The 14,093-nt window shown below is 67.5% G+C and carries 8 protein-coding genes; 2 read left to right on the top strand and 6 right to left on the bottom strand.

What is annotated here, in order from left to right; translation table 11 throughout:
• Window positions 1-239: 239 nt before the first annotated feature.
• From DBV14_RS17385 to DBV14_RS17360, 6 genes are all read right to left on the bottom strand, one after another.
• On the bottom strand, window positions 240-4,961 hold the full coding sequence (locus DBV14_RS17385) for an RICIN domain-containing protein (RefSeq protein ID WP_124460412.1): 4,722 nt from the start codon (window positions 4,959-4,961) through the stop codon (window positions 240-242).
• Window positions 4,962-5,108: 147 nt separating this feature from the next.
• Window positions 5,109-5,960, bottom strand: a complete 852-nt coding sequence (locus DBV14_RS17380) for a class I fructose-bisphosphate aldolase (protein ID WP_124460411.1) — start codon at window positions 5,958-5,960, stop codon at window positions 5,109-5,111.
• A 49-nt stretch (window positions 5,961-6,009) separates the two neighbouring features.
• The gene (locus DBV14_RS17375) at window positions 6,010-6,990 is read right to left on the bottom strand and encodes an aldo/keto reductase (protein WP_124460414.1); all 981 of its coding nucleotides are present in this window, start codon (window positions 6,988-6,990) and stop codon (window positions 6,010-6,012) included.
• 11 nt (window positions 6,991-7,001) lie between these two features.
• Window positions 7,002-8,036: an ABC transporter permease gene (locus DBV14_RS17370; protein ID WP_124460410.1), complete on the bottom strand. Its 1,035-nt coding sequence runs from the start codon at window positions 8,034-8,036 to the stop codon at window positions 7,002-7,004.
• A complete protein-coding gene (locus tag DBV14_RS17365) occupies window positions 8,033-9,544 on the bottom strand; it encodes a sugar ABC transporter ATP-binding protein (RefSeq protein WP_124460413.1) in 1,512 nt (503 codons plus the stop codon). Before DBV14_RS17365 ends, DBV14_RS17370 begins: the two co-directional genes overlap by 4 nt.
• Before the next feature lie 14 nt (window positions 9,545-9,558).
• Window positions 9,559-10,605: a substrate-binding domain-containing protein gene (locus DBV14_RS17360; RefSeq protein ID WP_124460409.1), complete on the bottom strand. Its 1,047-nt coding sequence runs from the start codon at window positions 10,603-10,605 to the stop codon at window positions 9,559-9,561.
• A 179-nt stretch (window positions 10,606-10,784) separates the two neighbouring features.
• Between DBV14_RS17360 and DBV14_RS17355 the strand changes: the two genes are divergently transcribed.
• Window positions 10,785-12,272 carry an FGGY family carbohydrate kinase gene (locus DBV14_RS17355; RefSeq protein ID WP_124460408.1) on the top strand — a complete coding sequence of 496 codons (1,488 nt, stop codon included), beginning with the start codon at window positions 10,785-10,787 and terminating at the stop codon, window positions 12,270-12,272.
• Entirely contained in the window at window positions 12,269-14,032 is a 1,764-nt protein-coding gene (locus DBV14_RS17350) for a glycerol-3-phosphate dehydrogenase/oxidase (protein WP_124460407.1), read from the top strand. Before DBV14_RS17355 ends, DBV14_RS17350 begins: the two co-directional genes overlap by 4 nt.
• The last annotated feature ends 61 nt before the right edge of the window (window positions 14,033-14,093 follow it).

Below are 14,093 nucleotides of genomic sequence, written 5' to 3'. Positions count from 1 at the left end.
GGCGCGAGCGGCTCAGAGCACTGGTTGGTCGAACGGCACAAGCGCAGCGCCCTCGTGCGAATGGGATCGGGTGCTCCCCGCAGCGAAATAAAGGAGGAGCGAAGCGGGGGACATTCGCGGAGGGGAGTACCCGGTGTCAGTCGCACGCGCCCTGAATGCTCCCGCTCCGAACAAAAAAGCCGCGCAGAAAACCCCAAACCGGGGCCCCCTGCGCGGCCAAGAAAAGACCAGAAAGAAAGCTACGGCAACTGCGTCCAGCTCTGGTTGTTCCCCCCGTTGCATGTCCAGGTGATCAACGCTGTGTCCTGCGTCGTTGCGTTGTTAGGCACGTCCAGGCACGAACCCGAAGCCCGGTTCTTCAGCGCCCCGCCCACCTGGCTCCACTGCGTCGTGTCGCCCGCCGAGCATGCCAGCTGCACCACCGCCGCGTTAGTCGTCGCCGTGCCACTTTGCGCCAGGCACAGCCCGCTGTGCTCCGCCTTGAACTGAACGTAGCCCCCCGGCAGGCTCGTCACCGTGTAGCGCTCGTTGCCCGCATTGCCGCACGGCCACTGCACCACCGTCGTCCCGCTCGTCGTTCCCGCACCCTTCACGTTCACGCACAGGTTGCTGTGGTTCGAACGGATCCGCGTGATCGTCGGCGTCGGGTCCGTGTCCTGCGACCGCACGTACTCGCGAATCGCCACCACGTCCGCCGCCGGCAGGCTGCTCGCGTTGCCGTGGCCGCCGGCCAGCACGTCCTGCAGCGTGGCCGCCTGGCCGTTGTGGAAGAAGGCCGCGGTGTTCCACGTGCCCACCAGCGTCGGCGTGTCGAAGCCCACCCCCGCCAGCGGCTGGTTCATGCCCTTGCCCGACGACAGCTGGATGGTGCCCACGTCATGCCGCAACCCGTCGCGGAACGTCGCGCCCGTGTGGCAGGTCACGCACTGCGCCGAAGCGAACAGCGTCTGGCCCCGCACCGCATCGGCACTCAGGCTGCCGTCGGCGTTGCGGGCCGGGCTGCGCATGTACTTGTTCAGCGAGGTCAGGTACGCCGCCAGATCGTCCAGCTGCACGCTCTTGCCGGCCTTGGGCGCGCCCAGCGGGTCTTGCGTGGCCGTGAACTCCGCGTTCGTCAGGAAGCCGAGGCCGCCGAACTCGTTGCGGATGTCGTTCTCGAAGTCCTGCAGTTCGTCGAAGTTGGCCGTCCAGTGCAGCTTGCCGTGGCCCATGCCCCGCTTGCCCATCAGGCTGATGGTGCGGCGCAGGCCCTCGCCGCGCTGGGTGAAGTCCCACACCATGCCGTCGTCGCCGGCATCCGCGTGGCAGCTCGCGCAGGAGATGTAGTTGTCCTTGCTCATGCGCCGGTCGGACGCGTTGTAGAACACCTGCTTGCCGCGCAGCGCCGCCGGGGACATCGGTTCCTGGGCCACCGTGGCCACGTTCTGCAGGAAGGTCGGGGCCGCCGATTCCGACGACAGCACCGAGGCCACGTCGTGTACCGACACCGAGCGCGCCAGGAAGTTGTTGACGAACAGCCGCTTGCGCGTCGCGTCCAGGTACAGGCCGTGCGGCGCACTGCTGGCGTTGATCTCGCCGCGCACCGTGCGGCTGTACGGATCGACGATGGCCACGCGGTTGCCTTCCATCTGCGCCACGAAGATGTAGTCGCCCGACGGAGAGAACAGCGCGGCGCGCGCCGGTGCGCGGTCGTCGAAGTCGATCTGCTCGCCGAACACTTCCGCGGCCGTCTGCAGGTTGACCTGCGACAGGATGGAGCGCACCGTCTTGTCGTGCTCCAGGTTGTTGCCGTCCCTGAACTTGCCGCGCACGATGTTGTCCTTCTTCGAAGGCAGCACCGCCCGCGTGCCGTCCGGCGAGATGACGACCTGGCTCAGGTAGTTGGCCACGCCGCGCGCGTGGCTCTCGGTGTCGACCGTGGCGGTGTCCACCGGCAGCGCGATGGTCGTCATGGCGCTCATGCTCTGCAGGTTCACCTTGTGCAGCTGGCCGCCGGTCATCTTCGACTTGAAGCGCGTGACGTACGCCACCTGCGAGTCGGCGTTGACGGCGATGCCGCGCACGGTGCCTTCGAGCGCCACCGCGCCGGTGGTGGCGCCGTTGCTCGGGTCGAAGCTCATCAGGATCGACTTGCTTTCCAGCGTCAGCAGGCCGCGGGCGCCGTCGGGCGTGAAGGCCACGCCGTAGGGGCCGCTGCCGTAGGCCAGCGGCACGGTGGCCGAGAGGCTGCCGTCGGCCGCGTTGAGCGCCACCAGCTTGTCTTCGCCCTGCACCGTGACCCAGATGCGCCCGTCGGGGCCCACGGCCAGCGTCTTGGGCTCGTCGCCGACGCGCGTTTCCCAGCGCTTGGCCAGGGTCTGCGCGTCGATGGCCGCCACCGTGCCGCTGTCGGGGTTGACCGAATACACCGAGTTCGCGTCGCCCGCGATGTTGGTGGTGTGCGTCGGCGCCCGCGCCGTCACCGGGGCGATCACGGTGAGGTTGTAGGTGTAGAAGGTCTCGCGGCCGGAGGCGTCCTTGACCGTCAGCGTGACCGTGTAGTGGCCGGGGCGCGTGTAGGTGTAGGTGTAGCCGGCCTGGGTTGAATAGGCCGTCTGCGTGCCGTCGCCGAAGTTCCAGCGGAACTGGGCACCGCTGTTGCCCAGCGTGTCGGGCCTGAACTGCAACTGGCCGTTGACGATCTTCGGTCCGCCGCCGATGCCGGGGTCGCCGATGATGGTCTGGTTGCGCAGCGTGTTCACCTCGGTGTCGCCGAGCACGCGGCCATAGACGCGAACGTCGGCCAGCAGTCCCTTGAAGAGCGCGGTGTTGCCCTGGATCTGGCCCAGCACCTGGAACTTGTTCGACAGGCCCTTGTTGCCCGTCGAGCCGGTGGAGGTGGTCTTTGCGCCGTCCACGAACACGGCCTGCGCACCCGAGGCGGCATCGCGCGTCAGCACCACGTGGTGCCATTGGTTGTCGTTCACCACGGCCGTCGACGTGGTGCCCGCGTCGTTGCCGACCGACAGCTTGATGCGGCCGCTGCTGTCGAGCCAACCCCAGAACACGTCGTCCGTGCCACCCGATTGGTCGCGCCCGAAGATGCCGGGTGCGGTCCATGAGTTGGCACCGCCCGCCTGCGTGGTCTTCATGTAGAAGCTCAGCGTCGCGGTGCTGCCCAGTGCCGTGGCCACGGTGTCGTTCTTCAGCGGCACGCCGGCGGTGCGGTTCGCAAAGTTCAGGCCGATGCTTTCGAAGGCGTCGCCAGAGGCCGGCGTGCCGTTGTTGCTGCCGATGGGGTCGGCCAGGTTGCCGGTGAGCGCCCAGTGGTGCATCAGGCCGATCTCGCTGGCGTTGCCGGTGTTGAAGGTCGACTTGTAGTCCGCGCCGATCGCGTTGCCCGCATAGTCCTTCACGCCGTTGGCCGGCAGGAACACCTCGTAGCTGGTGCCCGGCTGCAGCGGCTGCTCGGGGTGGAAGTTGATGATGCCCAGCTGCACGCTGTAGGTGCCCGCCAGCGTGTTGCCGCCCACCGGGCGCACGATGAAGGTGTTGGAATTCACGCTCTCGGGCCGGATGTTGTCGGTCATGCCCAGGCCGATGCGCGAGGTCAGCGCCTGCTGCTTAGCGCCGTTGGCGGGCGAGACCTGCTTCACTTCAGGCTTGGTGATGTCGGGGTCCACCGAATGCACGATGAAGCCGCTGCCGGAGCCGTGGTCGTTGCCCACGAAGACGAGGTTGCCGAACATCGCGACCTGGCCGTTGTCGGAGTGCGAGAAGTTCGGGTCATCCTCGCGCAGGATGCTGCCGCGGCCTACCTCCACGTGGTTGAGCGGATTGCTCACGTCGACCTTGTGGATGCGCGTCTGCGCGCCCTGTATGACGTAGTTGTCCTGCGTGGCGCAGTACAGCTGCTCGTCGATGACGAGGCGGTTGTCTTCGGCCACGAAGCGCGAGCGGTCGGAGAGGTCGTAGCTGTACATCTTCGCGCCGCTGTTGCGCGTGGAGACGTGCAGGTTGCGGCCATCGAAGCAGGTCGCGTAGTAGAACGGCGTGGTGCCGACGATGGAGTCGAGCACCTTGGGGTTGAGCGGATCGGAAATGTCCAGGCTCGCGAAGCCGCCGTTGCTTTCCATCGCGGTCAGCACCATGTGGTTGCCCATCGTGAAGATCGGGCCGATGCGGAAACCGCCGAGCTCGCCGGTGGGCACCGGGTTGGGCTTGCCGGCGCCGCGGTTGGCCACCACCGCGTTTGCGGGGTCGGTGGCATCGACGATGAAGATGCCCCGGCCCGCCGAGGCCACGTACAGGTAGGGTGCCTGCCACCAGAGCTGCCAGGCTACGTTCTCGTAGTCGCCGCCGCTCACGCCGGGCAGCGCCAGCTTCTTCACCTGCTTGATGTCGTTGATGTCGGTGAAGTCCCAGAACTCGACGCCGTTGATGCTGGGCAGCACCACGTAGGTCTTGCCGCCGATCTTCGCGGTGCCGAAGGAGTGCGTTTCGCGGAACTCCTTGGTGCGGCCACCTGTTGCGTCATCGGGCTCGTAGATCTTCTTGACGAGCTTGATCTGGCGCGGGTTCGACACGTCGTACAGCAGGAAGCCGCCGGGGCCCAGGCCGCTGTCCGGCGCGAAGGAGGTGAGGAAGTAGCCGTTCACCATGATGCCGGCGTTCATGCCGTAGTCCTTGCGGCCCGGGTAGGTGGCGGGCACCTCGCGCGACTCGTAGGCACTGCTGTGGGCCGGATCGAGCGGGTGCGCGGCGCTGGTGATCATCGACACCGGCTTGAACAGCTCGGCGGAGGTGTAGGTGAGGTTGCCCAGGCCCGGACCCTGCAGGGGGAGCGGGTCGGCCACCGCTGCGGAAACCGCCGTGGCCATGTTGCCCAGGGTCGTCATCGGACTGACCCCGGTGATTGCCGCGTGCGTCAGCAGCGTGGCGAACGGCACCATCAGCGCCATCAAGTAATACCGGATTTTCATCGTCGCCTCCAAGTTGTTAGAAGTTCGCAGGGGAAACCCATTTCTTCTTCTTCGGCAGACTCATCGCAAAGTGCGCGCGCAGGGCGCACCCCGGCAGGCGAGGGGTTCATCGCCTGCCTTGGAAACTCTCCCTTCGGGGAGGCGGCGTTACTTCACGCCGCCCGACTCATAGATGTCCCATGCTTCCTTGGCGCTGGCGCCGCGGTGGATCATGGCCATCAGCGCGCTCACCACCGCCGACGGATTGGCGTGCTGGTAGACGTTGCGTCCGTACACCATGCCGACGGCCCCTTGGTCCATGAGCACGCGCGAACGCGCGAACACCTGTTGCAGGTCTTCGCGGCCGCCGCCGCGCACGAGCACGGGGCAGCGCGCGGCCTGCACCACGCGGTGGAAGTCGGCGGGGTCGCTGGTGGGGTCGGCCTTGATGATGTCGGCGCCCATCTCGCGCGCCAGGCGCACCAGCGTGACGATCTTCTCGGCGTCGCCGTCGACCATGTAGCGGCTGCCCGGCGTGGGCGACTGCATCACCAGCGGCTCGATCATCAGCGGCATGCCGTAGCGGTCGCAGTCGGCGCGCACGCGGGCGATGTTCTGCACGCACTGGCGGAACAGGTCGGGCTCGTTCGGCAGCATGAAGAGGTTGACCACCACGCAGGCGGCGTCGCGTTGCACGGCGGGCAGCACCGGGTCGTGCTCGTTCTGCAACTGTGCCCACATCACGCGGTGCAGCGTGGCGTTGTAGGGGTTGCCCATGTCGATGCGCATCACCAGCGCGGGCTTGTCGTGGCCGGGGCGGTCCTGCAGCAGGTCGGACTGCCCGTAGTTGAGCTGGAGCGCATCGGGCCTTGCGCCCACGAGCTTGTCGATGACCTGGGGCATGTCCTCCAGGCCGTCGAGGAACGAGGGCTCGTTGCACACCCCGTGGTCGAGCGCGATGTCCAGGCAGCGGCCGTTGTTGAGCAGCCGGTTCAGGCGCGCGGTCTTGTCTTTCGACATACGAAGGGAATCCTTGTTCAGAGAAGTGGAGGGATGAAGTGGCGGGCCGTCAGGCCAGCGCGTTCAGGTGGCGGGCGGCTGCCGCGTCGATCAGCAGCAGTGCGTCGTCGCGCAAGGTGACCGATCCGGCGGCTGCGTTTTCCACGGCCTGCTTGGGCACGCGGGCGCCGCACAGCGCCACCGAGACGCCGCCGCGCGCGAGCGTCCAGGCGATCATCATCTGGCCGAACGAGCATTCGAGGTGCTTGCGCAGCGGCTCCAGCTCTTCGAAGAAGGCCTTGAGCTTGGCGCGGTTGGCGGCGCTGAAGCGCGGGTTGCTGGCGCGCTGGTCATCGCCGGTGAATTCGCGGGCCGGGTCGATGGGGCCGGCCAGCAGGCCGAGCGCCAGCGACGAGTAGCCCAGCACCGCCACGTTGTGCTCGCTGCACAGCGGCGCGAGCGTCTGCTCGATCTCGCGGTCGATCAGGCTGTAGCGTTCCTGCGCCGCATCGACCGGGCCGTATTGCAGGTATTCGGCGAGCGTTTCGGGGCTCACGTTGCTCACGCCGATGGCGCGGATCTTTCCCTGCTTCTTCAGCGAGAGCAGCGCGTCCATGGTCTCGGCCACGGGCGTGGTGCTGTCCTGCCAGTGCGTGATGTACAGGTCGATGTAGTCGGTCTGCAGGCGCTTCAGGCTCTCTTCACATTCATGGAAGATCGACTTGCGGCCCAGGTAGCGGTACACCGGGTGGCCGTCTTCTTCAAAGAAGTGCGTTCCCTGTTGGGTGTGCCACACCAGCCCGCACTTGGTGGCAATGACGGCTTCGTGGCGTCGCCCCTTCAGGGCCGTGCCGACGATGCTCTCGGAGCGGCCCAGGCCGTAGGCCGGCGCGGTGTCGACCAGGGTCACGCCCGCGTCGAGCGAGGCCTGGATGGCCAGCACGGCGGCCGCGTTGTCGCCGCCGCCCCACATCCATCCGCCCATGGCCCAGGTGCCCAGGCCGATGGCCGAACTCTGGATGCCTGAGGGGCCCAGCGTGGTTGTCTTCATGGAGGTCTTGCTCATCGCTTGGTCTTTCGGGTGTTCAGGATGTGGTCGATGGTCACGGCCGCGAGCAGGATCAGGCCCTTGATCACGTCCTGCCAGTAAGGCGACACGTCGAGCAGGATCAGCGAGCTGGTCACCACCGACAACAGGGCCAGGCCGAGCACCGCGCCCAGCACCGTGCCCGAGCCGCCCTTGAGGCTGGCGCCGCCGATCACGGCAGCCGCGATCACGTTGAGTTCCATGCCCATGCCGAAGGTCGGCGTGGCGGCGCCGAAGCGCGCGGTGTAGATCACGCCGGCCAGGCCGGCCGAGGCCGAGCACAGCACCGTGACCCAGAACTTGACGTGCCCCACGCGAATGCCCGAGTACAGCGCGGCCTTCTCGTTGCTGCCGGTGTAGAACACGCGGCGCAGCAGCGTCGAGCGGCGCAGAACGAAGTCGCTCACCACCACGATCGCCAGGAAGATCAGGATCACCGCCGGAATGCCGAACAGCGTGCCCTGGCCGATGAACTTGAACTCGGCCGGCAGCGAGAACAGCGACTGCGGCGTGCCCTGCGTGAGCGCCAGGCACAGCCCGCGCACGATCACCATGAAGGCCAGCGAGGCGATGAAGTGGTTCAGCCCGATGCGCGTGACGCAGCCGCCGATCATGGCGCCGATGAGCGCGCTCGCGCCGATGGCCACCAGGCCTGCCGTCCACGGATCGAACCCCATGAGGAACAGCTTGCCCGTGACCACCATCGCAAAGCACACCACCGAGCCCACCGACAGGTCGATGCCGCCGACGATCAGCAGGATGGTCATGCCGACCACCACGATGCCTTCGATGGAGAACGACAGCAGCATCGCGCGCACGTTGTCCCATGTCAGGAAGTAGGGCGATGCGAAGCTCATGGCGACGCACAGCACGGCGATGATGAGCAGCAGGCCCATCTCGCGCATGCTGGTGAGTTTGTTGGTGGGTTTCACGGGGCCTCCGCCGCCGCCCGCCTGGCGGGCCTGGAGGCCCGGTGCGGCCCCCGCATCGAGTTGCGCTGGGTAGTTCATGCCATCTCCTGTTCGAGTCCCGAGGCCAGCCGCAGCAGTGCCTCTTCCGTCATTTCGTTGTCTTGCACTTCACCGGCCAGCCGGCCGTCGCGAATCACCAGGGCGCGGTCGCACAGCCCGATGATCTCGGGCAGCTCGGAAGAAATCACGACCACGCCCACGCCCTGGTTCGCGAGCTCGCGCAGGATGTGGTGGATCTCCGACTTGGCGCCGACGTCGACGCCGCGCGTGGGCTCGTCCATCAGCAGCACCGAGGGGTTGGTGGCCAGCAGCTTGGCGATGGCCACCTTCTGCTGGTTGCCGCCCGACAGGCTCGCCACGTCGATGGCCACGCCATCGGATTTCAACTTGAGCTTGGCGCCCAGCTCCACCGCCAGCTTGTGCTCGGCCGAGCGTTGCAGCAGGCCGAAGCGCGAGCTGACGCGCTTGAGCGCCATCGATGCGATGTTCTGCGCAATGGGCAGGTCGAGGTACACGCCGGCCGCCTTGCGGTCTTCGCTGAGGTAGGCGATGCCTTCGCGCAGCGCGTCGCTGTACTTGCGCACCGTCAATGCCTTGCCGCGCAGGCGCACCGTGCCGCGCGTGGCGGGGCGCAGGCCGCACACGGTCTCGGCGAGTTCGCTGCGGCCGGCGCCCATGAGCCCGGCAATGCCGAGAATTTCGCCGCGCTTGAGCGTGAACGAAATGCCGTGCACGCGCTCGCCGTCGGCAAGGTCGCTCACTTCGAGCACGTGCTCGCTCGCGCTGCTGTTGTCTTCCTGCTTCGGCGGGTAGTAGTTGCCCAGGTCGCGCCCGACCATGCGGCGCACCAGGTCGTCGGCGTCCAGCTCGGCGAGCGGGCCGCTGTGCACGTTGCGCCCGTCGCGCAGCACGGTGACGCGGTCGCCGTGCGCAAAAATCTCGGCCATGCGATGGCTGATGTAGATGATGCCGATGCCCTGCGCCTTGAGGTCGTGCAGCACCTTGAAGAGCGCCACCGATTCGTTGTCGGTCAGCGCGGCTGTCGGCTCGTCGAGGATCAGCACCTTGCAGTCGAGCGTCAGCGCCTTGGCGATCTCGATGAGCTGCTGGCTCGAAATGCTCAGGTCGCTCACGCGCGACGCGGGGTCGATGTCCTGCCCCAGCCGCTGCAGCACCTTGGCGGCGCGCTCGTTCAGGCTGGCGTAGTTCATCCACGCATGCTTGCCGGCGTTGATTTCCGGCATGAAGATGTTCTCGGCCACGGTGGCGTCGCCGCACAGGGCGATCTCCTGGTGCACCAGCCCGATGCCCAGGCGCATGGCGTGCGCCGGGCCGCCGATGACCACCTTGCGGCCGTCGAGCGATATCTCGCCCTCGTCCGGCTGGTGGATGCCATCGATGATGTTCATCAGCGTGGACTTGCCCGCGCCGTTCTCGCCGCACAGGGCGTGGATCTCGCCGGCGCGCAGCGAGAAGTCCACGCCCGAGAGCGCGCGCGAAGCGCCGAAGCGCTTGCTGATGCCACGCAATTCGAGCAGCGCGCCCATTGCCGTTTCTTGGCTCACTCGCCGATTCCCTTGGTGCCGCGGCGGGCGAGGTACTTGTCCCAGTAGAAGTCGTCGGCGTTGGCCTTGCTGACCACGGCCAGGCCGTTGTCCAGGAAGGGCACGGCCATCGGGTTGGTGCCGTTGCGCTTGGCATCGTTCATGGGGTCGATGAGCGTCGGGTTCTTGGCCAGGAACAGCATCATCATGCCCATGTAGCCCTGCATGCCCTGGTTCGGGTTGATGGAGCCGAACACGTCGCCCGACTTGATCATGTCGAGGATCTTGGCGTTGACGTCGCAGCACATCACCTTGATGTTCTTCTTGGTCTCGACCTTGGCCTGCGCAGCGCCCAGTGCCGAGTTGGCTTCGGGCATGAACAGCGCGCCAAGGTTCGGGTTGGCCTGCGCCAGGCTCAGCACGGCCTGGTAGGCCTTGTTCGGGTCCTGGTTGCTGGCGGCGCGGCCGACCAGCTTCATGCCCGGGTGCTTGGCCTTCATGCGGTTCACGAAGGCGGCGATGCGGCGGTCGTGGTTGTCCTGGCCCGGGTTCTCCAGCACGGCGTATTCGCCCTTGCCGTTGAGCGACGCCGCAATGGCGTCGGCGGCCTGCGTGCCTTCGCGGTCGTTGTCCGAGGTGATGAACGACGTGCGCTTCGAGTTGGGCGAATCGGCCGCGAAGGTGACGACCGGGATGCCCATGGCCGCCGCGCGATTGATCGGCTCGATGAACGGATCGGGGTTCATCGGGTGCAGCAGGATGCCGGCCGGCTTGCGTGCCAGTTCCTGCTCGAACGACGCCAGCTGCTTGTTCACGTCGTACTCCGGCGTACCGGTGTAGCGCGTCTTCACGCCCAGCGTGCGGCCGAGCTGCTTCATCATTTCGTAGACCGGAAACCAGTACTCCACCCCCGACACCATCACGTTCATCACGTAGACGTCGCTGGCATTGCCGCGCAGGCCGGCACCGGCCGCAGGGGCTGCGGCTTGCTGTTGCGCGAACGCGCTCGCACCGGCCAAACCGATACCGGCGGCGGCCGCGGACTTCAGGAAATTACGCCTCATTCTTTGTCTCCTCACGTTGACTGGCAGAGATTGCGGCCTGCTTGTCGAGCAGGCCTTCGGGACCTCGGTGTCACATCAGTTGTTATGACAGGCTAGAATGTACGCGCTGCTCGTTTGCGGGGTTAACTAGGGGAAACGCTACTGGCAAGGTGCTTTTATTCCGCCGAAGCTGTTATGACATGAAGCCAAACATACTGATCGGCATCGACATGGGTTCGAGCAGCCTGAAAGCCCTGGCCCTCGAAGCCGGGAGCGGCCGCGCCGTTGCCCTGTCCCGAATGCCATTGCCGCACGACCGGCTGCCCGCGGGGGGATGCGAAGTGAGCGCCACGGCGATCCGCTCGGCCCTGGCCCACGTGCTGCGCGACGTTGCCCACCAGCTCGGTGCCCGTGCATCCGAAGTCCGCGCCATCGGCTGCACCGGCCACGGCGCCGGGCTCTATGCGCTCGATGCGCGCAATGAACTGGTGGGCGGGCGGGCCGTGGCCTCGACCGACCAGCGGGCCGACGCGCGCGCACGGGCGCTGGCAGCCAGCCATGGCCCCCGCCTGTTCGCCGACGTCGGCTGCCAGCCCTGGCCCGGCCAGCCCACGGTGATTGCCGCCGAGCTGCTGGGCACCGACGCCGTGCAGCGCGGCGAGGTGCACCGCCTGTTGTTCGCCAAGGACTACCTCGCCTTTCTGCTCACCGGCGAAATCGCGACCGACGCCAGCGACGCGAGCACCGCCGGGCTGGTGTCGATTGCCACCGGCACGTGGTCGCAGGCCGCCTTCGATGCCTCGGGCATTGCGGACCTGGGCCCGCGCGCCTTCGGCCCGCTGCTGCCGAGCGGCACGGTGATCGGCCAGTTGCTGCCGTCCGAAGCTGCGCTGTGCGGATTGCCTGCGGGCATTCCCGTGGCCATGGGCGCCATCGACCTGCTGGCCTCCATGACCGCCATCTGCGCCGAAGGGCGCGGGCGCGCCGTGTCGGTGTTCGGCACGTGGTGCGTGAATGCGGTCATCGGCCCGGTGATCGAGCCGAAGCCCGACGTGGCGGCGGTCGTCAATTTCGGCCGCCAGCAGCAGCGGCTGTACATGGAGAACAGCCCCTCGTCGATGGCCAACATCGCGTGGCTGGCCGGCGCGCTGGGCCTGCCCGATGCGCGCGCCGTGGTCGACCTGGCGATGTCGGTGCCGCTGGGCGCGGGCGGCCTGCGTTTTCTTCCTTTCGTGAATGGCGGGGGCGGCGTGACGGCCGGCTTCGTCGGCCTGAAGAGCCACCACACGCGCGGCGACATGGCGCGTGCCGTGGTCGATGCCACGGCCGCGCTGCATGCACGCCACACCGCGCGCCTTGCGGCATGCGGCCTGCCGGTGTCGGCATCGACCGTGCTCGGCGGCGGTGCCAGCGACGTGCGGCTGGTGCGCCTGCTGGCGGCCTTTCTTGGCCGCCCGGTCGAGCGCTGCGCCGACGACGAGACGGGCGCGCGCGGCGCCGCCCTCTATGCCGCGATGTCGCAGGACATCGACCACGCGGAGCAGGGCAGTGCCTTGCTCGCGCCTTGCGACACCGTCGAGCCCGATGCGCGCGACGCCCGGGCCCATGCCGATTTCAACGCCGGTTTCAACGAACTGATCGACACCATGTCTCCTGTGTTTTCCCACCTGGCGGGGGGCGTGCAATGAGCGCCTGGCAACTGCCTTTCGTGCGTCCGGCCTCGCTGGCGGACCGCCATTTCTCGACCGTGATCGTCGGTGCCGGCATCAACGGCGTCGGCGTGTTCCGCGACCTGTCGCTGCAGCGCGTCGACTGTTTGATCGTCGACAAGGGCGACTTCAGCGCGGGTGCCAGCAGCGCACCGTCGCGCATGATCCACGGCGGCCTGCGCTACCTGGAAAACGGCAGCTTCTCGCTGGTGGCCGAAGCCACGCGCGAGCGCAACCTGCTGCTGCGCAATGCGCCGCACCTGGTGCAGCCGCTCAAGACGGTGGTGCCGCTGTCGAGCTTCTTCGGCGGCCTGATGAGCAGCGCGCTCAAATTCTTCGGCCGCACGCCGCCGCAGCGCACGCGCGGGCTGCTGGCCGTGGCCGCGGGCCTGCGCCTGTACGACCTGCTGGGCCGCCGCCAGCGCGTGATGCCCAACCACCGCATCAGCCGCGTGCCGCCGACCGACCGCAGCCTGTTCCGCGCGGCCGTGCGCTGGACCGCCACTTTCTTCGACGCGTGGATCAGCCACCCCGAGTGGCTGGTGCTCGAGCTCATCGGCGACGCCTGCCGCGACCAGCCGCGCTCGGCCGCCGCCAACTACTGCCGCGTGATGGGCTGCGCCGGCAACATCCTCACGCTGCGCGACGAGATCACCGGCGCGCTGGTGCGCGTGACGGCCGACACGGTGGTCAACGCCACCGGTGCGTGGCTGGACCGCAGCACGGCGGTGCTGGGCGGCGCGGGCTCGCGCGTGATGGGCACCAAGGGCTCGCACCTGGTGCTCGACCATCCCGCGCTGCGCGACGCGCTCGAAGGCCGCATGGCGTATTTCGAGGCGGTGGACGGGCGGGTGTGCATCGTCTACCCGTTTCTCGACCGCGTGCTGGTGGGTTCCACCGACATCCCGGTGGAAGACCCCGACAAGATCGAGACCGAGCCGGCCGAGGTCGATTACCTGCTCGACGTGCTGGGCGAGGTTTTTCCAAACCTCGTCTTCGGCCGCGACAACGTGGTCTACACCTACGTGGGCGTGCGCCCGCTCGCGCGTTCCGATGCGGACAAGCCGGGCCAGATTTCGCGCGACCATTCGGTGGTGGTCGACCTGCCCAACGCCACGCGCGACATTCCGATCGTTGGCCTTGTCGGTGGCAAGTGGACGACCTTTCGCGCGCTGGCCGAAGAAGCGACGAACGAGGTGCTGCAGCAGCTGGGCCGTCCGCGCACGGCATCGACGGAGCTGTTGCCGATTGGCGGCGGCGCCGAACTGCCGGCCGACGCGCAGGCGACGGAGCGTTTCGTCGATCGCATGGTCGCGTCGTCGGGCCTGAGCCGCTCGCGTGCACTCGCGTTGTTGCGCCGCTATGGTTCGAAGGCGCTGCCATTGGCGCAGCGGCTGGGCGCATCGGGCGACGTGCCGTTGTTGCATGCCCCGGACTATTCGGCGGCCGAGCTGTCGTACCTGTGCCTTGAAACGGGCGTGGTGCATCTGGACGACCTGGTGATTCGCCGCACGCTGCTTGCCATCCGTGGCCTGGTGACTGACGCGGCGCTGGCCGAGATGGCGGGCATTGCTGCCGAGGCGCTGGGGTGGGATGCGGCGCACGCCCACGCGGAACTTCAGGCCTGCACGACGGCCTTATGTGAACGCCATGGTGTGCGGCTGTCTCCGGTGGCCCCTGAGGCGGAAACTCCGTTCGATGCATCATTGATTGCCAGCTCGGCTCTTGGCCAGTCTTGAAATGACCCACTGCTTTTTTGCTTGTCGCGTTGTGATTGGCGTGCGTCGTTCAGGGCGCGCC

The sequence above is a fragment of the Variovorax sp. KBW07 genome, assembly GCF_003852515.1.
GTDB lineage: Bacteria > Pseudomonadota > Gammaproteobacteria > Burkholderiales > Burkholderiaceae_C > Variovorax.
The sequence above is the reverse complement of the archived record's forward strand: the minus strand, read 5'-3'. Positions and strand labels throughout refer to the sequence as shown.

Excerpts from the sequence above, each read along its gene's own strand:
- DBV14_RS17380 (WP_124460411.1), bottom strand. The coding sequence starts at position 5,960 with ATGTCGAAAGACAAGACCGCGCGCCTGAACCGGCTGCTCAACAACGGC.
- DBV14_RS17360 (WP_124460409.1), bottom strand. The coding sequence starts at position 10,605 with ATGAGGCGTAATTTCCTGAAGTCCGCGGCCGCCGCCGGTATCGGTTTG.
- DBV14_RS17375 (WP_124460414.1), bottom strand. The coding sequence starts at position 6,990 with ATGAAGACAACCACGCTGGGCCCCTCAGGCATCCAGAGTTCGGCCATC.
- DBV14_RS17365 (WP_124460413.1), bottom strand. The coding sequence starts at position 9,544 with ATGGGCGCGCTGCTCGAATTGCGTGGCATCAGCAAGCGCTTCGGCGCT.
- DBV14_RS17370 (WP_124460410.1), bottom strand. The coding sequence starts at position 8,036 with ATGAACTACCCAGCGCAACTCGATGCGGGGGCCGCACCGGGCCTCCAG.
- DBV14_RS17350 (WP_124460407.1), top strand. The coding sequence starts at position 12,269 with ATGAGCGCCTGGCAACTGCCTTTCGTGCGTCCGGCCTCGCTGGCGGAC.
- DBV14_RS17385 (WP_124460412.1), bottom strand. The coding sequence starts at position 4,961 with ATGAAAATCCGGTATTACTTGATGGCGCTGATGGTGCCGTTCGCCACG.
- DBV14_RS17355 (WP_124460408.1), top strand. The coding sequence starts at position 10,785 with ATGAAGCCAAACATACTGATCGGCATCGACATGGGTTCGAGCAGCCTG.